Source organism: Poseidonocella pacifica, assembly GCF_900111875.1.
Taxonomy (GTDB): Bacteria; Pseudomonadota; Alphaproteobacteria; order Rhodobacterales; family Rhodobacteraceae; genus Poseidonocella; species Poseidonocella pacifica.
Genome location: NZ_FOJU01000003.1, coordinates 507,001 through 525,445, shown reverse-complemented (window position 1 = coordinate 525,445; position 18,445 = coordinate 507,001). Strand labels below are relative to the sequence as shown.

Sequence of the window (18,445 nt, the reverse complement as noted above, 5' to 3'; positions counted from 1 at the left end):
CGAGCCGGGACGGTGCGGCAAGAGGAACAGTGGTCCGCAACAGAAGGGGGCGGGGCCACAACAACCGGAACCGCTATGGCACGTTGTCGATCCCGCTGCTGCCCCAGGGATGACATCGGGCGATGCGCCGCACGGCCAGCCAGCCGCCCTTCACTGCGCCATGTTTGGCAAGCGCTTCGAGCGCATAGGCCGAACAGGTGGGATGATACCGGCAGTTGTATCCCACCCACGGAGAGAAAATCAGGCGGTAGGCCCTGACCGGCAAGGCTAAAACCCAAGCCGCGGGGCTCATCCGCCGTGCAGTTTTCGCAAGGTGTATCGCATATCGTCCAGCAACAGATGGAAGGGACGCGACGCCGTCACATCCTTTCGCCCAATCAAAACGTAATCCCACCCGGGGCGACCGAGTTCGGGAAGCGTGCTGCGCGCAACCTCCCGCAATCGCCGTTTGGCGCGATTCCGCGCAACTGCGTTTCCGACTTTTTTGGAGCAGGTGAATCCCATCCTGATGGCCGGATCGCCATCCATGCGATCGCGTCCCTGCACCATCATCGCCGCACTTCCCTGTTTGCGGGCGCGTGCCGCCAGCAGAAAGTCCGCTCGGTTCTGGATGATCTTTGGGCAAGCAGAAGCCGCCGGGGGCATCATCCCCGCAGTGCTCACGGGGGCCTCCGGCGGCATCTCTGTCATCAGCCTTGCGCCGCTCAGGCGCTCAGCGATTTCCGGCCCTGTGCGCGGCGCGCATTGAGGATCTTGCGTCCGGCCTTCGTCGCCATGCGTGCACGGAAGCCGTGGCGCCGCTTGCGGACGAGGTTCGAGGGTTGAAAGGTGCGTTTCATCGCTCCGTCTCCGTGGCATTGCCCCCCAACGGGAGCGCATCTCTTTAGGTAGCACCGATCACGGGCCACCTGAGGCATTCGAAGCACTGCCTATACGCAAGCCGTTTGCCCGAGTCAAACACCTCCCGCCGCATTTTTTGCAACAATTGGTCGCCGGGTTGGGCGCGGGATTGTTTCAGCCCCGGTGAAAACCCTGACCTGTCTGCCGTTCGATGTCACTGACCATCAATGCCCCGTGATCGGTCATGTCCCGGCAAGGCGCCATGCATCATGTTGGTGCAAAGAAAGTCTGGCGATTATCCGCCCCCGACAACATGATGGATTGAAAAGTGAGTGATATGAGCGATCGCGCCCCGGCGCCCTCCCAATGGCTTCGACGCCTCCCTGTGCTTGCCATTGGCGTTGTTGCGCTGGTGGGGGCTTTTACGCTGCGCGACCATCTGACCTTCGAGGCGCTGCGAGACAACCGGGAGGCGCTTATCGCCTTCCGCGATGAAAATTATGTGCTGACGGCGCTCGTGTTCGTTGCCGTCTACACTGCGCTTGTTGGTTTCTCCCTTCCCGGCGCGACCATTGCAACGCTGACGGGCGGGTTTCTCTTCTCTCTCTTTCCGGGGGCGCTCTTCAATGTTTTGGGCGCGACGATGGGGGCCACCTTCATCTTTCTTGCAGCGCGTTGGGGATTCGGCGAAAGGCTCGCGTCCCGGATGGAAACGGGTGAGGGGATGATCCGGCGCATCAAGGAGGGAATCGACCAGAATCAATGGTCCATGCTCTTTCTCATCCGCTTGGTTCCCGCAGTTCCATTTTTTGCGGCCAATCTCATTCCAGCGTTGGTCGGGGTCCCGGTGTTCCGGTTTGTCGTTTCTACCTTTCTTGGGATCATCCCCGGCGCTGTGGTGTTCACGTCGGTTGGTGCTGGCCTTGGAGAAGTCTTCGAACGGGGAGGGACGCCCGACCTCGGCATTCTGTTGGAGCCACAGATCCTACTACCGATTCTCGGACTCTGCCTGCTGGCAGCCCTGCCGATCATCTGGAAACTGTTGCGTGGAAAAGGAGCCCTCGACAATGGCTGAACTCAAAACCGACATCCTCGTTATCGGCGCTGGCTCTGCGGGGCTTTCGGTTGCGGCGGGGGCGGTACAGATGGGCGCGGATGTGATCCTTGTCGAAGGCCGCGAGATGGGGGGCGATTGCCTCAACTACGGATGCGTTCCGTCGAAAGCCCTGATCGCTGCTGCCGCCGCCGCCCAGACGCATCGACAGAGCGGGCCGCTCGGGATCGCGGGACATGAGCCGGAGATTGATTACGCGAAGGCGCAAGATCACGTGGCGGAGGTCATCGCGTCCATCGCCCCGGTAGACAGCGAAGAGCGCTTCGAAGGCCTTGGCGTGAGGGTCATACGAGAATGGGCCGAGTTTATCGACGATCGCCGTGTGCAGGCGGGGGAATATACCATCACTGCGCGCCGCATCGTGTTGGCGACGGGCTCATCCCCGCTCGTTCCGCCCATCCCCGGGCTGGACGGCGCACCCTACCTTACCAATGAATCTCTCTGGAAGCTGCGGGACCGCCCGGACCATCTCATCGTGGTAGGCGGTGGCCCGATCGGGATGGAAATGGCGCAAGCCCATCGCAGACTGGGTTCGGCGGTGACTGTGGTCGAAGGTCAGCGGGCTTTTGGCAAGGATGACCCCGAGCTTGCCGAGATCGTATTGAAGAAGCTGCGCGCCGAAGGGATCGAGATCTTCGAAGGTGCACAGGCAGAAGCCGTTCGCGGTGAAGAGGGCGCAATTGAACTCGACACCAGCGATGGCCGGACGATCCGTGGCAGTCATCTGCTCGTGGCGGTTGGCCGTCAGGTCAATACCGATGGGATGTCTCTCGAGAAAGCCGGCGTCGAGCGCACAAAATCGGGCATCAAGGTCGATGCCTCGATGCGGACGACAAACCGGCGGGTCTATGCGATTGGAGATGCAGCAGGCGGGATGCAATTCACCCATGTCGCCGGGTATCACGCCGGGGTCATCATCCGATCATTGCTCTTTGCTCTTCCTGCCAAGACCAAGACCGCCCACCTACCATGGTGCAGCTACACCCGGCCCGAACTTGCCCAAGTCGGTCTGACCGAGGCACAGGCGCGGAAGGAATATGGCGGACGGGTTGAGGTTTTCCGGTTCAACTATGATGAGAATGATCGGGCTATCGCTGAACGCGAAACGGACGGGCTTATCAAGATCATGGTCGTCTCGGGGCGGCCCGTCGGGGCCTCTATTGTTGGTGCGCAGGCCGGAGATTTGATCGGATTCTGGTCGCTTGCCATCGCGAACCGCTTCAAAATGACCCAGCTTGCGAACATGGTTGTGCCCTATCCAACGATTTCGGAGGTTAACAAGAGGGTGGTCGGCGCCTACTTTAGCCCCAGATTGTTCGAAAACCCCACTGTGAAACGGATCGTCCGGCTGGTACAGCGCTGGATCCCGTAACGAGGCAAGCAAACGAGCATGTTGAAGACGCTCTCAGGTCGCTTCCTGATCCTGACGATAATCTTCGTCATGCTCGCGGAAATTCTCATCTTCCTGCCGTCGGTCGCGCGGTTTCGGCAGGATTTCCTTCTATCTCGTCTGGAAAGGGCCCAGATCGCATCGCTTGCGCTGCTCGCGGATGACGTGATCGACAGCGAGTTGGAGCAGGAGTTGCTGCGAAACGCCGGGGTGCTCAACGTGGTGCTTCGGCGGGATGAAGCGCGACAGCTTATCCTTGCCTCTCCGATCCCCGAGCCGATCGACGCGACATTCGATTTGAGAACCGACACCGCAACGGACCTTATCCTGGATGCGCTGAAGCGTCTTCTGGACCCGGAGGAGGACATCATTCGGGTGATCGGCGATCCGGTGCGCGAGGCCGGTCTGTTGATCGAAGTGACGATGCCAACGGGGCCTCTGCGGGCTGCCATGCTGGATTACGCCGCACGAATCCTGCTTTTGTCGCTGGTGATCTCGATCATCACGGCGGGCATGTTGTTTGTGGCGGTGCGGCGCTTGCTGGTGGTCCCGATCCGCAGGGTCGTGGACCATATCACCAGCTATGCCGAGGCTCCCGAGGATGCGCGGCGGATCATAGAGCCATCCCACCGGGTCCGAGAGTTGCGCGAGGCCGAAGAGGCCCTAAGGTCGCTTCAACTCGAGCTTACCGGGGCTTTGCGACAGAAGGAGCGTCTGGCCCAGCTTGGTCAGGCCGTCGCCAAGATCAGCCATGATCTTCGCAATATTCTCACCAGCGCCCAGCTTTTTGCCGACCGCATCGACGACAGCCAGGATCCGACGGTTCGGCGGCTTGCCCCGAAACTGGTCAATTCCATGACGCGGGCCATCACCCTGTGCGAATCGACCCTTGCGTTTGGCCGCGCCGAAGAGCCTTCGCCCCGGCTGACTCGCGTGTCACTCTCGGAAATCGTTGAGGATGTCTTTGCCGCAGAGCGCCTCGCGGTCGATACCCACCCGCTGATCTTCAGTCAGGAAATGCCGCCGCAATTGTCGCTTCGTGCCGACCCCGAACAGCTTCATCGCGTGCTATCGAACCTCGTGAGAAACGCGCGGCAGGCGATTATTTCCGCCGGAGTTCCGGGTGAAATCGCCTTGACCGCCGAGGAAACCGCAACGGCATGGGTCATTCACGTCAGGGATACGGGGCCCGGCCTGCCGAAGCGGGCGAGGGACAATATCTTCAAGCCGTTTCAGGGGGGCGTAAGCAAAGGCGGTGCTGGACTCGGGTTGACCATCAGCCTGGAACTGATCCGGGGCCATGGCGGAGAGTTGCGCCTGCTGAGGTCCGATGCCTCCGGGACGACGTTCGAGATCGTCCTGCCCCGGGGCGTCACGGCAGGCAGTTGAACGGTCGAAAAAAGTGTGAATTTGCACTTGCACAGGTTGGGCACCTCACGTAGATGACCGCCCAACGGACCGATAGCTCAGCTGGATAGAGTACCTGACTACGAATCAGGGGGTCGGGGGTTCGAATCCTCCTCGGTCCGCCATTTTCCTCCTAATTCGACTTCACCCTGCGGGCACCATGCCAATCGTAGCCTCTGCTGCGCGCCCAAGCCCGAGTAGCGTCTCTTCCTGCATCGGCGCGCACATCAGGGAAATTCCTGTGCTCGGTATGCCGGTAGGCAGGGTCAACGCAGATAGCCCCATGAGGTTGCCGATCCGCGTGTTTCGCAGGGTCAACAGGTTCTCCCGTACGTAATAGGCGTGGTCGGACAGAAGCCGTGCCGTGGTCGGCGGCAGGATCGGGCAGGTCGGGCAAAGCACTGCGTCAAATTCCGCGGTCTCATCGAGCCACCGTTTGCGATGCCGGTCCAACTCTACCCAAGCCGCGACATAATCGGGTGCGGAGAAGTCCTTGCCGCCCCGGAACCGTTCAAGGATCTGATCGAACATCTTCTCGGGCGCGGCTTCGATGGTATCGCGCCAGATCCCGTAGGCCTCGCTGCTGTACAACACGGCGGAGAGCGCCATTGCATCCTCAAGGAATGGAACTTTCAAAGGGACCAGTTCCGCGCCAGCGCTCTTCAATGCCTCAAGCGCGCGATCGTAGCCTGCTGCGGGCGTATCCCGCAGGTCGTCTAGCGCCACGGTTTCAAGAAGGGCGAAACGGCGCCCGCGAAGGGGCGCCGCCTGGGGTGCAGGGGCGTTGCGTCCTTCCAAGGCCGCGAGAAGCAGGGCTGCGTCCTCAACCGTGCGGGTTAGTGGCCCGACTGTGTCGAATCTAGGGGCGAGCGGCACCGTACCCTCGAGGGAGAGCTGCCCTGAGGTTGTCTTGAGGCCGACAAGGTCGTTCCACGCCGCCGGAATGCGCACGGATCCTCCCGTATCGGATCCAATAGCCGCAGGCGCGATCCCATGGGCGACTGACGCCGCCGCGCCCGAAGAGGAGCCACCGGAAACGGCCTCTGGATCATTTATGCACGGAGATGTCTCAGTCACTGGGTTGAGGCCTAGCCCGGAGAAGGCAAGCTCCGACATGTGTGTCTTGCCAAGACAGACGAGGCCCATTTCTGTCGCGACCCGCAGCACTTCGGCGTCGCGTTCAGGTACCCGCCCGGCAAGCAGGGCAGAACCCGCCTCGGTGGCGACCCCCGCTGTATCGAAGAGGTCCTTCCAACTGATGGGAACGCCATCGAGAATGGAGCGGCGTTTCCCCTCCAACGCACGGTTCCGCGCGGCCTTCGCTTCGGACAGTGCGCGTTCGGGGGTGAGACGAGCGTATATGCGGGCGAATACGGGATGGCGGGTCGCTGCGTCCAGGGTTTGCTCGCAAAGCTCTACCGGGTCGATTTCCCCCGAAGCGATCCCGCGGCCAAGGTCTGCTGCGCTCTTGCCAGTCCAATCGTTCATCGCTCTCTCCATATCCTGCGCGCGGACGGTAGCGGGCTGTCCATGGATGGACAATCCCGCAAGACGGCGCATATTCGGCATCATGAAACACGATAGCGATATCCTGATTGTCGGTGGCGGCCTGAACGGCGGAACGCTTGCCCTTGCTCTTGCCCAAACCGGGTTTTCGATCACGTTGATCGAAGGGCGGGCGCCCACTGTGGGCAGCGGCGAGTTCGACGGCCGGTCCTATGCGCTTGCGCTGGCTTCACAGCGCCTGCTCAAGGTCATTGGCATCTGGGAAGTGTTGGACGCACGAGCGCAACCCATTTTGGATATCAAGGTATCGGATGGCCGCGCGGGAGAAGGACCGTCACCATTCTTTCTGCACTTCGATCATGCGGAAATCGAAGAAGGGCCGATGGGCTTCATGGTCGAAGACCGCCATTTCCGCCCCGTATTACAGGCAATGATCGAAGCCAGTCCTGCGATCACGTTGCGCAGCGGCTCATCGGTGGTGGCGCAAGACACGATCCCCGGAGGGGTGCGAGTGCGTCTTGCGGATGGAACTGACCTCACGGGCCAGCTTCTGATGGGAGCGGATGGTCGAGCATCCGGAGTTGCAGAGCGCGCGGGAATTGCTCGGCGCGGGTGGTCCTACCATCAGACGGCCTTGGTATGCGCTATCGGGCACGAACGTTCGCACGACGGGGTGGCGCATCAATTCTTCATGCCCTCCGGCCCGCTCGCGATTCTGCCGCTTCACGGCAATCGCGCCTCCATTGTCTGGACCGAGGAAACGCAAGAGGCTGACCGGATCAGCAATCTTGGCGCGGAGGAATATCTCGAGGTCCTTCGCCCGCGTTTCGGCGACTTTCTCGGGGATATCCATCTCGACGGGGCCCGATACCACTATCCGCTCGCGCTGAGCCTCGCTGAGCGGTTCGTAGCGCCCCGCGTCGCGCTTCTGGGAGATGCGGCGCATGTGGTGCACCCAATCGCCGGGCAGGGGCTGAACGCGGGCCTGAGGGACGTGGCGTCGCTCGTGGAGGTGATTGTGCTTGCGGCCCGCCGGGGGGAGGACATCGGCACGATTGACGTCCTGCAACGCTATGAGCAGTGGCGACGGTTTGACGTCGTTGGGCTCGCCGCCGCCACAGATACCTTCAACCGACTGTTCTCGACGGATAACCCAATCTTGCGCCTCGGGCGTGATCTGGGGCTTGGGGTTGTGAACGCTTTGCCGGGGTTGCGCAGAGGCTTCATCCGCGAAGCGGCCGGGCTGACAGGTGAGGTTCCCCGCCTGCTGCAAGGCCGCATGATATAGCGCTGGCTGATCGGAACGCGATCCTGCTTGGTAAGACTCCGTCTTCTTTGGTGGTGAAGAAGGAACAAGGGACCTCTGGTTGTCTATCGCTCCGTGGGCTGAGTTCCATGACCCGCGATGCTGATCCCTGAAAAGAAAAAACCCCGCAGTGCGGAGCACATGCGGGGTTCAATCATTCGGCGAGGTAAGTCTCAGGCAGCTTCGGCCTGCGCAGCGTTTCGACGCTCGCTCTCTTCGCGCGACAGGGCGACGGAGGTCCGCACACCCTTCGATACGAAGTCCATCAGGCCCTCGACGACCCGCTCATTGGGGTCGATTCCGGCACAGCTCAGTACCTCGCGGCCATCACGAGAGCGCGCCCAGCGGGCGATCTGCTCGGGGCCATTGCCGTATTTCTTGTCGTCAGCGATCGCATCGTCGAGTGCTGCAAGCACAACGGCGGCGAATAGCTTTCGGGCACGGTTTCCTTGCTCGTTATTGAAGGCCGTACCGTCAACGAAATCCTTCATGATCCGTCCTTTTTATTGGTCTTGTGTTTCCGGCGTGCCGGTGCTTATGACTGATATGCCGCGATTCGGATACACCCAATTTGCATAGCACATATGCGACTGACGCATAACTCGTCGCGATGACGCACCCTATCTCGCAGGCTTGCTCCACCGCACCCGGCCAGATATAGAGCGCGTCAACGATCCATCAACCATTGCCACGGTGTTTACTGATGCCCAAGATCAACGGTAACGAAATTCGCCCCGGAAACGTTCTGGAGCATAATGGCGGCCTCTGGGCCGCGGTGAAGGTTGACCACGTGAAGCCCGGAAAGGGCGGCGCCTTTGCGCAAGTGGAAATGCGCAACCTTCGCAACGGATCCAAACTCAACGAGCGTTTCCGCAGCGCTGACAAGGTCGAGCGCGTACGCCTTGAGCAGAAAGACATGCAGTTCCTCTACGAGACGGACGGCATGCTGACCTTCATGGATACGGAAACCTTCGATCAGGTGGAACTTCCCTCGGAAATCCTCGGCGAGCGTCGGCCTTTCCTTCAGGATGGCATGACAATTCTGGTCGAATTTCACGAGAACGAAGCGCTCAATGCCACCCTGCCGCAGAAGGTCACCTGTCAGGTCGTGGAAACGGAACCGGTTGTGAAGGGCCAGACGGCGGCCAATAGCTTCAAGCCTGCGATCCTCGACAACGGGGTCAAGGTCATGGTGCCGCCCTTCGTCGGTCAGGAAGAGATGATCATCGTCAACACGGAAACGATGGACTATTCCGAGCGCGCCTGAGGCGTTTTATCCCGCGATGTCTTGATTTTGCGAGGGGTTCGTGCCCTTCATGGTTCAACCATGGGGGGAGTAATCCTTGCGCTTGATCATAGCATTCGTACTGGCGCTCGTCGCTCTGCCATTGTCGGCGCAGGATCAGGTTCAGCCTGCTGACCTTCCTGAGGCCCCCGGAAGCCTTTTCCCAACTGACGATGTGTTCATCTTTGAAAACGACTTTGTCGAAGAGGAGCCTATCGTCGTCGAACCGCTTCCCTTGGACGAATTCGGCGGAATGCAGGCAGAGCTTCCTGACTTATGGGCGGCCGATCAACTCGATGAAGACGGTATGGCGGCGATGCAGCAAAGCCTGCGGGCCTATTATGAGTACCGCGCCAGCGGCTATGATCACCGCCGCCGTGTCTTTGAGTGGCAACTCCTGTCCTCCAAGGTGATCTTCTTCCTTGTGATCGGGATCGTTGTCGCGGGTCTCTATTTCTCTTGGCTTCAGTTTGCGGAAGCGCGCCGCGCGACGGATGAAAAGCGCGGCTCCCTAGAGACATCGTTCGAGGCCGGCACAGGGGGGATAAAGGTATCCTCGCCGGTACTGGGGATTATCATCCTCGCGATTTCATTGGCGTTTTTCTACCTTTACCTCACTCATGTCTATCCGATCACCGAAGTGCTCTAGCGGCTTTCACAGGCGGCTGACGCTCGCCTCGCCCGCTGTCATCGGCCCCTCTGCACGGTCGAAACGCAGATAGGCGATGGCTTCGTTCCCTGCGCGGGTGTGCAAGCGGCCAGCCGGTTTTTGATCGGCAGTCTCAATCGGGGTTCCAGCTGCCCCATCCCCCGTGACAGCCACGCGGGCAAAGCCTTTGCGCAGTTCTGTCTTGTGCTTCATGCGCGCCGTGACCTCCTGCCCGACATAGCAACCCTTTCGGAAGTCGACGCCGTTCAACCGCTCGAAACCGGCTTCGAGGATGAACGTGTCCTCGTCGAGTTCGGTGCCCCATTCGGGGATGAGATGCGCGACACGAAGAGCATCCCAATCGACTGAAGGCAGGGCCATTTCGCTTTGGCCATAGGCTCGCCAGCCCAGTGCGGGGTGACGCGGGTCAGCATAGGCACCTTCGGGCGGTGTCCCCAAGCCGCGCTGCACAGTGAGGTCTGTTTGCTCGACCGCCACATTGGAGCGAAGCTTATAGAGCGACAGCCTCTGGAACAGGGTCGGAGCGCGTTCCGCAGGGGCGTCGATCAAAATCGCATCGGCTTGCTCGACGAGGAAAAAATCGCTTATCAGCTTGCCCTGCGGTGTCAGCAGTGCCGCGTAGACGATCCCCTCTGACAGCCGGTCCACATCGTTCGTCACCAAGCCCTGAAGGAATGCGCGGGCATCGTCCCCGGACAGCTTCAGGATCGTGCGACTATCTGCGTGTTCCTCGGTCATGCTTCCCTCCTGATGTGCTCCCGTAATATAGAGATGGCCTTGAGCTACAACAGGGGGCGGCATGCGCGCACCGATTTCCGTGGTGATCCCGACTTTGAATGCGGGAAAGACGCTGCCTGATTGCCTTGCCTCTCTGGCGGAGGGACTGACGTGCGGTCTTATCCGCGATCTGATCATAAGCGACGGCGGCTCGACCGATGAAACGCTCGAGATTGCTGAGGCGGCTGGCGCGCAGGTGGTTCACGGCGAGGCCTCACGTGGTGGACAGCTTCAGCGAGGATGCGCCGCCGCGGAAGGCAAATGGCTGCTGATCTTGCATGCTGACAGTTGGCTTGGGGCGGGTTGGACCGAGGCCGCGGCGTCGCATATCCAGGGAACCAAGGCCGGGTATTTTCGCCTTCGGTTCCGCTCCGCTGCGGCTGGTGCGCATGTCGTGGCGGGGTGGGCGAACCTTCGAGCGAGGGTATTCGGGATTCCATATGGGGATCAGGGGCTTCTGCTTCCCCGGACGGTTTATCATCAGGTCGGAGGGTTTTCAGATCAGCCGTTGATGGAGGATGTTGCGCTCTCACGGTCCCTACGCGGGCATTTGGTGCCGATAGCGGCGGAGATTCGGACAGGCGCCGAACGGTATGAGCGGGAGGGATGGATGCGGCGCGGGGCAAAGAACCTCACGACCTTGGCACTCTACTACGCAGGCGTAACGCCGGAGAGACTTGTCGCGCGCTATGAACGCCGCCGCTGAGCGCCGGGGAGTTTCCTAGCGACGCCAGATTGGCAGCGCGTCAAAGCTCTTTTGAACCGCCTTGCGATTGTATTCCGTACGGAACCACTCCTCGATATCGATCGGCGATTTCTCATTGCGCGCCTCGTAGAGGTCAAGAATGTGGTCGAGAATGCCCGTCTTGGTCCAGCGAATGTGCAGGTGGCCAAGGGATAGTTGCTTGCGTGCTTCCTCGATCGGGCGCTTTTCGATGGCAAGAAGATAGAGCACTGCGGCAAGCCCTGCGCGATCCGCGCCTGATTTACAGTGGATCAGGAAAGGCTTTTCGATCTCGCGCATGGCGTTGATCGCTTCGAGATAGCGTTCGCCAGTTTTGGCCTTGCGTGCGTGAAGCCGGATGTTGACCATTTTGAGGCCCAACTTGTCACAGCTTTCCTTCTCGAACTGAAAATGACTCAGCCGCTCTTCGCCGCGCAGATTGAGCACAGTCTTGACCCCCAACTCCTTCATCACCTCAAAACGGGCGTGAGTTGGCTGGTTGGAGCGATAGACCCCCGGCGCAATCTGAGCGAAGTTCGTCCACCAGTACCGCAGGATCGCGTGGTCGATCCAATGGTAGTGAAAACGCGCAACGCGACGGCCACGGGGCGTGGTGAGATCATGCCCGAAACTCCGAATGAACTTGCCGTTCGCCTTGTCGATCCGGCGCATGACCGCGTTCCAGATGCCCATAAGTGTGCGCCCCGCGCTGTTGCTTGCCCCATCTAGGGGGGTGGGGCGGTTCTGGCAACCCGCTACGCGATTGACGCGGCGAGGCGTGGCGGTAAGGTCTGCCCGGTTCCGGCAGAAGGAGTTTGCCCATGTCGCTGCGTCACGGCCGTCCCTATCTGGCCATACCCGGCCCCTCCGTCGTGCCCGACCGGGTGTTGGCGGCAATGCATGCGCCTGCACCGAACATCTATGAAGGCGCGCTGGTGGATATGGTGGCGGGGATGATCCCGGAATTGCGGCAGGTGGCCCGTACGGCGCACCACGTGGCGATCTATGTCTCGAACGGTCACGGGGCGTGGGAAGCGGCGCTGTCCAATGTGCTCTCCCCGGGGGATCGGGTGCTTGTGCTCTCGACGGGGCAATTCGCCCACGGATGGGCAGAGGTGGCGCAAGGCGTCGGCGCAGAGGTGGACATCCTCGAATTCGGCAAGCAGGCACAGGTCGATCCCGCCCGGGTTGAGGCGCATTTGCGCGCCGACGGTGACTACAGGGCGGTGCTCGTCACCCATGTCGATACGTCTACATCCATTCGAAACGACGTCGGTGCGGTGCGAAAGGCTCTTGATGCGGCCGGATATGACGGCCTCCTGATGGCTGATTGCATCGCTTCGCTCGCGTGCGATCGGTTTGAGATGGATGCATGGGGCGTCGATATCATGGTTGCCGCCAGTCAGAAGGGATTGATGGTGCCGCCCGGTTTGGGGTTCGTGTTCTTCTCCCCGAAGGCCGCGACGGTGCGGGCCGCCATGCCGCGTGTGAGCAAATATTGGGATTGGATTCCACGGGCAGATCCGGAATTCTTCTATCAGTATTTCGGGGGAACGGCCCCGACCCATCATCTCCTCGGGCTGCGCGCCTCGCTCGACATGATTGCCGAAGAGGGAATTGAAGCGATCTGGGCCCGGCACGCCACCTTGACGAGGGCCATCTGGGCGGCTGTCGACGCTTGGGGGAAGGAGGGCCCGCTGGAGTTGAATGTCGCGGATCCCGCTCTGCGGTCCCACGCGGTAACCGCGCTCAAGATCGGCGCGCCCTATGGCACGGCTTTGCGAGAATGGGTTGAGCGTGAGGCAGGGGTAACGCTGGGAATCGGTCTGGGCATGGCCCCGCCGGGTGATCCCGAATGGCACGGGTTCTTTCGTATCGGGCATATGGGGCACGTGAACGCCCACATGATCCTCGGAATGCTGGGGACTATCGAAGCAGGTCTTGGCGCGCTTCAGATTCCGCATGGCGCGGGCGGCCTCTCTGCGGCGGTTCAGGTCATCTCAGCGGCTGGTACGTCTCCGGCGCAGGTCGAGCCAGGAAATACCGCGATGCAGAAGCAATGCTGTGAGTAGCACCGATGCAAAGCCAAAGGATGACCAGAGAAAGACGAAAAACCACAGCAAATTGATGAAGGCCATCGTCAGGGCCGCGTTGGTGTAATCCGGGGCGGGCTGTCGGACAGGGTCCTGCATGGGCGACTCCACTTCAGCTTGGCAAGAAGTGTAGTCTGAATTTCAGGTTTGTCATCTCGTGACGTGTCGAAGAGCCTTCGGGAGGGCCCCGGCCAACGCATCAAGTTCTGCGGGCAGGCCGCAGGAAATGCGGATGCATCGATCAAGGGGGGGCGGGGCCGGCATACGCAGGAAAACGCCTTGCTCCAGCAGCGCGGAGAGAAGGGCGCGGGCAAACTCTCCGTCACGGCGGCAATCGACAGCGACGAAGTTTGTCGCCGACGGGAGGGGCAGGAGACCGTTCTCTCTCGCAATTTCACCGACGCGGTTGCGCGCGGCTTTGACCTTGCCTTGCACCTTTGCAAGCCATTCCTCGTCCCGCAGGGCGGCGAGCGCTGCGATCTGGGCTGAGCGATTCATGCCGAAGTGATTTCGGACCTTATCGAACGCGGCGATCAGATCCGGGTGGGCAAGGGCGTAGCCAACCCGCGCTCCGGCGAGGCCATAGGCCTTGGAAAAGGTCCGCAGCCGGATGATGCGCGGATCGTCCAGCGGAAGGGGCACTTCGGTTCCTGCCGGGGCGAATTCCAGATAGGCTTCATCAAGAACGAGCAACGCGCCCTCTGGCAGATCCTCTAACGCAGCCGCGATTGATGCCCCTGAATGCCAACTGCCCATCGGGTTGTCGGGATTGGCGAAGTAGACAAGCTTGGCATTGCAATCGGCAGCCATTCGGAGGAGCCCGGCGAGGTCTTCGTGATCGTCCCGATATGGCACCTTGTGCAGCGTGCCGCCGCAGCCGGCCACGTGATAGTTGAACGTGGGATAGGCACCCTCGGAGGTCACGACCGCATCCCCCGTGGCGACCGTGAGCCGGACAAGATTGCCAAGCAACCCGTCGATCCCCTCCCCAACAATCACGCAATCCGCCGGACAGCCGTACTTCTGCGCCAAGGCGTGCCGTAGGTCGTGACTGCTGGAATCACCGTATTTCCAGATTTCCGCATCCGCCTCGCGCATGGCCTCAACCGCGCGCGGAGAAGGGCCAAAAGCGGATTCGTTGGCCCCGAGCCGAGCGACGAAGTCCGCACCGCGATCACGTTGCAGCGTTTCAGGGCCCACGAAGGGAACGGTCGAGGGCAAGGAAGCAATGAGGGGGGTAAAGCGAGCGCGTGTCATGCCCAAGGCTTAGCGACCGGCACCGCGGGCGACAAGGTGGGGAGCCAATTCCGAATGGCGCTTCGTGCCGATAGGCCTCAATCGTCGGCGTGGGTGAGCTTGGGGACGTCTGCCGCGCCGGCGGAGCCGCGCCCCGAGAGCGATGGGTTTTCCATGAAGAACCGGTGGCAATTGAAGGCAAAGCTGCCTTCGGGCACTTCGGCGCGGGCGAAATGCCCATCCGGTGCCATGATCCAGCTCTGCGCCACATCGGCGAGGTTCGCGGCCATGATCTGGCTGACGATTTGCGCCTTCACCGTGGGGTTTTCAATCTCCACCAATGTTTCCACCCGCCGGTTAAGATTGCGCCCCATCCAGTCGGCGGAACTGATGTAGACGCGGGCCTTTTTGGATGGAAGCCCGTGACCATTGCCGAAACAAACGATGCGAGAATGCTCGAGGAAGCGGCCGATGATCGATTTGACGCGAATGTTTTCACTCAATCCCTTCACGCCGGGGCGCAAACCACAAATGCCGCGCACCACGATACTGATCTTTACCCCCGCACGGCTTGCTTCATAGAGCGCGTCCATGACCTCGCGTTCGATAAGGGAGTTCATCTTGGCCCAGATTTCAGCAGGTTTGCCGGCCTTGGCAAAGGCAATCTCCCGCTGAATCATCTCCAGCAGTCGAGGTTTGAGCGAAATGGGAGAAATCGCGAGGTTTTCCAGACTGTCGGGTTGCGCATAGCCCGAGACATAGTTGAACACCTTGGTCGCATCCCTCCCGAGCTTTTCATCGCAGGTGAAAAAGCTGAGGTCGGTATAGATCTTGGCCGTGATCGGGTGGTAATTTCCGGTGCCATAGTGGGTGTAGGTGACGAGCTTTTCGCCCTCGCGCCGGACGACGGTGCTGATCTTGGCGTGGGTCTTCAGATCGACGAACCCATACACCACATGCGCGCCCGCCCGTTCCAGCCGCCGTGACTGCCGAATGTTGGCCGCCTCATCGAAACGCGCCTTTAGCTCGATCAGCGCGGTGACGGATTTGCCCTCTTCCGCAGCCTCGCAAAGCGCCTCCACGATCGGGGAGTTCTTGGAGGTCCGGTAAAGCGTCTGCTTGATCGCCACCACATTGGGATCATGCGCGGCTTGCTGGAGGAACCGCACCACCATATCGAAGGTCTCATAGGGGTGGTGCAGCAGCATGTCCTTCTGCTTGATCGCGGCGAACATGTCGCCATCGTGATCCTGCACCCGTTCGGGGACGCGCGGTGTAAAGCTTGGCCACAGAAGGTCAGAGGGTGCGTCTGACACCAGTTCCGAGATGTCGGAGATCCCGATCATCCCGTCCATCTCGACCACTTCGTCGTCACCCACGTGCAACTCGTTCATAATGACGGACTTGAGCTTTTCCGGGGCGCCAGCGCTTATCTTCATGCGCACCACTTCGCCACGACGACGTCGCTTGAGGGCGGTCTCGAATTCACGCACGAGATCTTCGGCTTCTTCTTCAACTTCCAAATCGCTGTCGCGCAACACCCGGAAACCGCAATGAGTGAGCAGTTTGTAGCCGGGAAAGAGGCTGGTGATGTGTTCGAGCAGCAATTCCTCCAGCGGCAGATACCGCCGCTCGTCAGGCCCCGAGGGCAGCTTGAGGAAGCGGTTGATCTGGGCCGGGATGGGCAGCAGTGCCTGCAACGACCGCTTGTCCTTGCGGCGCTCAAGCTGAAGCGCGAGGGCAAAGCCGGTGTTGGGAATGAAGGGGAACGGATGCGCCGGGTCGATTGCGAGCGGCGAGAGAACCGGAAACACTCCATTGAGGAACACGTCGTTGAGATGCGTCCTGTCCGCATCCGTCAATTCCTCGCGCTTCAGGATATGTATCTTGGCTTCGGCCATCTCGGAGATGAGCCGATCAAGCATTTCTTGTTGGCGCAGCATGAGGCGACGCGCTTCTGCATTGATCAGAACCAACTGCTGCGCGGGGGTGCGGCCATCAATCGAGGGCGTCGTATTGCCTGCGTGGGCCAGTTCCCGAAGACCGGCGACACGGACGGTAAAGAACTCATCGAGATTGGCAGCAGAGATCGACACGAAGCGAACCCGTTCCATCAATGGAACCCGCGGGTTTTCCGATTCCTCCAGAACGCGCCAATTGAAGCCGAGCCAACTCAGCTCGCGATTACAGAACCGCTCCGGCCCATCCGGGGTGACCTCGGGCATGTCGATGGGTTCTGGGAACGGGGCTTTGAGGAAATCGGCGTTTGTCATGAGGGCCTTATGCGCGGGGCTTGTGACGGATGTGTGACAGACGCCGAAGTATCAACCATCTGGTCGATCTCTGTCCAGTCCGCCGTCCTGAAGCAAGTCCCGCGCCAGCGCGCGGCCGACGGGTCGTTGCTGTGCGAGGGCGGCCTCGTCCAGAGCCTCGACGATATGCGCGGCGGCGGCAAAGCTGCGCTCGATCCGTCGAAGGAGGAAGGGGATCGTGCCCTCGGCGGGATTGATCTGTCGGTCGCCGAACAGCTTCATGAGGATCGCCGCGAGAAGTGCATCATCCGGAGGGGCAAGCATCGCAGCCGGTGTGGCTTGCATCCGGCTGGCCAGATCGGGAAGCGAAAGGCGCCAGTCCTGCGCCGGGCGGTTGGCGGTCAGGAGAAGCGCGTGCCCTTCGGCCAGCGCCAGATTGTGCAGGTGGAAAAGCGCGTCTTCGGCGGCGCTCTGGCCAGCGATATCGGGAACGTCTTCGACCGCGACGGGACCAGCGGCGAGCGTGTCGATACGCTCTGCCTCCAGATCCTTTGCCCTGACGATCCGTGCGCCCGTTTGCGCGGCCCAGACGTGAACCAGATGGGTCTTTCCCGCGCCTTCGGGACCTATAAGGAGCAGCTTGCGTCCCGGCCAGTCGCGCCACCCCTCAACGCTCGCCACAGCGACGGCGTTTGCAGGAGAGATAAAGAAGTCTTCTCGCCCGAGGGCCGGTCGGACCTCGAGATCAAAGCGCAGTTGTTCGGCCATTCAGATATCGTCCCTTTCCAACCCACGATAGAGTAGGCTGTGGCGATATTTATCAGCGGCGAAGCGGACAAGTACACCGATTGCCGCCGCAACGGGCACAGCGACCAGAAGCCCGACGAAACCGAATATCGCCCCGAAAACGGATAGTGCCAGAAGGAGCCAGACAGGGTGCAGCCCCACGGAATTCCCGACGAGTTTCGGGGTGAGGATGTTGCCTTCGATGAACTGACCGGATTGGAAGATGAGCCAGACCGCGATGACCCAGACCCAGTCGCCCCAGAACTGGAAGAGCGCAAGGCCGATGGCCAGCACCCCGCCGACAAGCGCCCCGACGTACGGGATGAAGGTCAGTAATCCTGCAATCACGCCCACCACCAACCCGAATTGTAGGCCGACGAGCATCAAGGAGACCGCGTAGTAGGTGCCGAGAATCAGACAGACTGTCCCCATGCCACGCACGAAACCCGCGATCGTCTCGTCGATCCGCTTGGCGAGATAGCGAATGGTTGGCGCGTGATCACGTGGCAGCAAGGTGTCGATCTTGGCCACCATGCGATCCCAGTCGAGCAACAGGTAAAACGCAACTACGGGCACGATGACGAACAGCATTGCGATGTTGATGATGGAGGCTGCGGAACTCAGGACCGTCTGGAAAAGCTCGCCGCCCCGTTCGCGGATGGTCTGACCGATGGAGTCCAGCGAGCGGCGCAGGATGCTGTCCTCTTCGACAAGGTCCGGGAAGCGTTCGGTCAGGAAGGTTGGCACGCCTTCGAAGAGGGTGGGGACCGTGTCGATGAGTTGCACCGCCTGATCGCGCATCAGCGGAACCACCGTAAGCGCCATGAGCACGAAGATGACGAGCGCGCCGAAGGAAATCAGCACCGTTGCCGCCACCCGTGAGAGACCAAGCCGCTCAAGCCGGTCGGCAAGCGGGTCGAGGAAATAGGCGATCCCCCCGCCGAGGATGAAGGGCAGCAGCACATCGCCCAAAAACCAAAGCGTCGCGAGGACCACCGCGGTTGCGATGCCCCAGTACTTGAACTGATCCCTGACCGGTAATGCCATAAATGAATGCCC

The 18,445-nt window shown here is 60.9% G+C and carries 19 protein-coding genes and 1 tRNA gene; 9 read left to right on the top strand and 11 right to left on the bottom strand.

All coding sequences use genetic code 11. The features are described from left to right. Positions 1-73: 73 nt before the first annotated feature. Genes yidD through rpmH form a run of 3 tightly spaced genes read right to left on the bottom strand, consistent with a single transcriptional unit; the run spans position 74 to position 839 of the window. Positions 74-292 carry a membrane protein insertion efficiency factor YidD gene (gene yidD / locus BM234_RS11125; RefSeq protein ID WP_092064665.1) on the bottom strand — a complete coding sequence of 73 codons (219 nt, stop codon included), beginning with the start codon at positions 290-292 and terminating at the stop codon, positions 74-76. After that, entirely contained in the window at positions 289-690 is a 402-nt protein-coding gene (rnpA, locus tag BM234_RS11120) for a ribonuclease P protein component (RefSeq protein ID WP_092064662.1), read from the bottom strand. The genes yidD and rnpA overlap by 4 nt, the downstream gene beginning before the upstream one ends. Positions 691-704: 14 nt before the next feature. Beyond that, positions 705-839 carry a 50S ribosomal protein L34 gene (gene rpmH, locus BM234_RS11115; RefSeq protein ID WP_084350332.1) on the bottom strand — a complete coding sequence of 45 codons (135 nt, stop codon included), beginning with the start codon at positions 837-839 and terminating at the stop codon, positions 705-707. Between the two features lie 338 nt (positions 840-1,177). Between rpmH and BM234_RS11110 the strand changes: the two genes are divergently transcribed. From BM234_RS11110 to BM234_RS11095, 4 genes are all read left to right on the top strand, one after another. Continuing rightward, on the top strand, positions 1,178-1,915 hold the full coding sequence (locus BM234_RS11110; protein ID WP_092064659.1) for a TVP38/TMEM64 family protein: 738 nt from the start codon (positions 1,178-1,180) through the stop codon (positions 1,913-1,915). Next, positions 1,908-3,326, top strand: a complete 1,419-nt coding sequence (locus tag BM234_RS11105; RefSeq protein ID WP_092064656.1) for a dihydrolipoyl dehydrogenase family protein — start codon at positions 1,908-1,910, stop codon at positions 3,324-3,326. The genes BM234_RS11110 and BM234_RS11105 overlap by 8 nt, the downstream gene beginning before the upstream one ends. 18 nt (positions 3,327-3,344) lie before the next feature. After that, a complete protein-coding gene (locus tag BM234_RS11100) occupies positions 3,345-4,733 on the top strand; it encodes a sensor histidine kinase (protein ID WP_092064653.1) in 1,389 nt (462 codons plus the stop codon). A gap of 66 nt (positions 4,734-4,799) precedes the next feature. After that, positions 4,800-4,876 (top strand) — tRNA-Arg (locus tag BM234_RS11095). Positions 4,877-4,895: 19 nt separating this feature from the next. On the opposite strand, the gene BM234_RS11090 is transcribed toward BM234_RS11095, so the two are convergent. After that, positions 4,896-6,239, bottom strand: coding sequence for an amidase (locus BM234_RS11090; protein WP_092064650.1), 1,344 nt, complete (start codon positions 6,237-6,239; stop codon positions 4,896-4,898). Between the two features lie 82 nt (positions 6,240-6,321). Here BM234_RS11090 and BM234_RS11085 point away from each other — a divergent pair, with 82 nt between their 5' ends. After that, complete coding sequence (locus BM234_RS11085) at positions 6,322-7,545, top strand: UbiH/UbiF/VisC/COQ6 family ubiquinone biosynthesis hydroxylase (protein WP_092065226.1); 1,224 nt, start codon at positions 6,322-6,324, stop codon at positions 7,543-7,545. 191 nt (positions 7,546-7,736) lie between these two features. Here BM234_RS11085 and BM234_RS11080 read toward each other — a convergent pair whose 3' ends face one another. Beyond that, entirely contained in the window at positions 7,737-8,054 is a 318-nt protein-coding gene (locus BM234_RS11080) for a DUF6280 family protein (protein ID WP_092064647.1), read from the bottom strand. A gap of 212 nt (positions 8,055-8,266) precedes the next feature. On the opposite strand from BM234_RS11080, the gene efp reads away from it, so the two are divergent. Both efp and BM234_RS11070 read left to right on the top strand, forming a co-directional pair. Beyond that, positions 8,267-8,830 (top strand): elongation factor P, encoded by a 564-nt coding sequence (efp, locus tag BM234_RS11075; protein WP_092064644.1) that lies wholly within the window; start codon positions 8,267-8,269, stop codon positions 8,828-8,830. A gap of 76 nt (positions 8,831-8,906) precedes the next feature. After that, the gene (locus BM234_RS11070) at positions 8,907-9,497 is read left to right on the top strand and encodes a hypothetical protein (RefSeq protein ID WP_092064641.1); all 591 of its coding nucleotides are present in this window, start codon (positions 8,907-8,909) and stop codon (positions 9,495-9,497) included. Between the two features lie 6 nt (positions 9,498-9,503). On the opposite strand, the gene ygfZ is transcribed toward BM234_RS11070, so the two are convergent. Then, positions 9,504-10,256: a CAF17-like 4Fe-4S cluster assembly/insertion protein YgfZ gene (gene ygfZ, locus BM234_RS11065; RefSeq protein ID WP_092064638.1), complete on the bottom strand. Its 753-nt coding sequence runs from the start codon at positions 10,254-10,256 to the stop codon at positions 9,504-9,506. 61 nt (positions 10,257-10,317) lie between these two features. Between ygfZ and BM234_RS11060 the strand changes: the two genes are divergently transcribed. Next, the gene (locus BM234_RS11060; protein ID WP_092064635.1) at positions 10,318-11,001 is read left to right on the top strand and encodes a TIGR04283 family arsenosugar biosynthesis glycosyltransferase; all 684 of its coding nucleotides are present in this window, start codon (positions 10,318-10,320) and stop codon (positions 10,999-11,001) included. 15 nt (positions 11,002-11,016) lie between these two features. Here the strand turns inward: BM234_RS11060 and BM234_RS11055 are convergent, their stop codons facing one another. After that, complete coding sequence (locus tag BM234_RS11055; protein ID WP_245752595.1) at positions 11,017-11,712, bottom strand: fused DSP-PTPase phosphatase/NAD kinase-like protein; 696 nt, start codon at positions 11,710-11,712, stop codon at positions 11,017-11,019. A gap of 128 nt (positions 11,713-11,840) precedes the next feature. Here BM234_RS11055 and BM234_RS11050 point away from each other — a divergent pair, with 128 nt between their 5' ends. Further along, the gene (locus BM234_RS11050) at positions 11,841-13,091 is read left to right on the top strand and encodes a pyridoxal-phosphate-dependent aminotransferase family protein (RefSeq protein WP_092064632.1); all 1,251 of its coding nucleotides are present in this window, start codon (positions 11,841-11,843) and stop codon (positions 13,089-13,091) included. Between the two features lie 171 nt (positions 13,092-13,262). Here the strand turns inward: BM234_RS11050 and BM234_RS11040 are convergent, their stop codons facing one another. From BM234_RS11040 to BM234_RS11025, 4 genes are all read right to left on the bottom strand, one after another. Further along, positions 13,263-14,369 (bottom strand): pyridoxal phosphate-dependent aminotransferase, encoded by a 1,107-nt coding sequence (locus BM234_RS11040; protein ID WP_092064626.1) that lies wholly within the window; start codon positions 14,367-14,369, stop codon positions 13,263-13,265. 77 nt (positions 14,370-14,446) lie between these two features. After that, entirely contained in the window at positions 14,447-16,621 is a 2,175-nt protein-coding gene (locus BM234_RS11035) for an RNA degradosome polyphosphate kinase (RefSeq protein WP_092064623.1), read from the bottom strand. 51 nt (positions 16,622-16,672) lie between these two features. Continuing rightward, positions 16,673-17,368, bottom strand: coding sequence for a DnaA/Hda family protein (locus BM234_RS11030; RefSeq protein WP_092064620.1), 696 nt, complete (start codon positions 17,366-17,368; stop codon positions 16,673-16,675). Further along, positions 17,369-18,433: an AI-2E family transporter gene (locus BM234_RS11025; RefSeq protein ID WP_092064617.1), complete on the bottom strand. Its 1,065-nt coding sequence runs from the start codon at positions 18,431-18,433 to the stop codon at positions 17,369-17,371. It lies immediately after the preceding gene. Positions 18,434-18,445 lie beyond the last annotated feature (12 nt).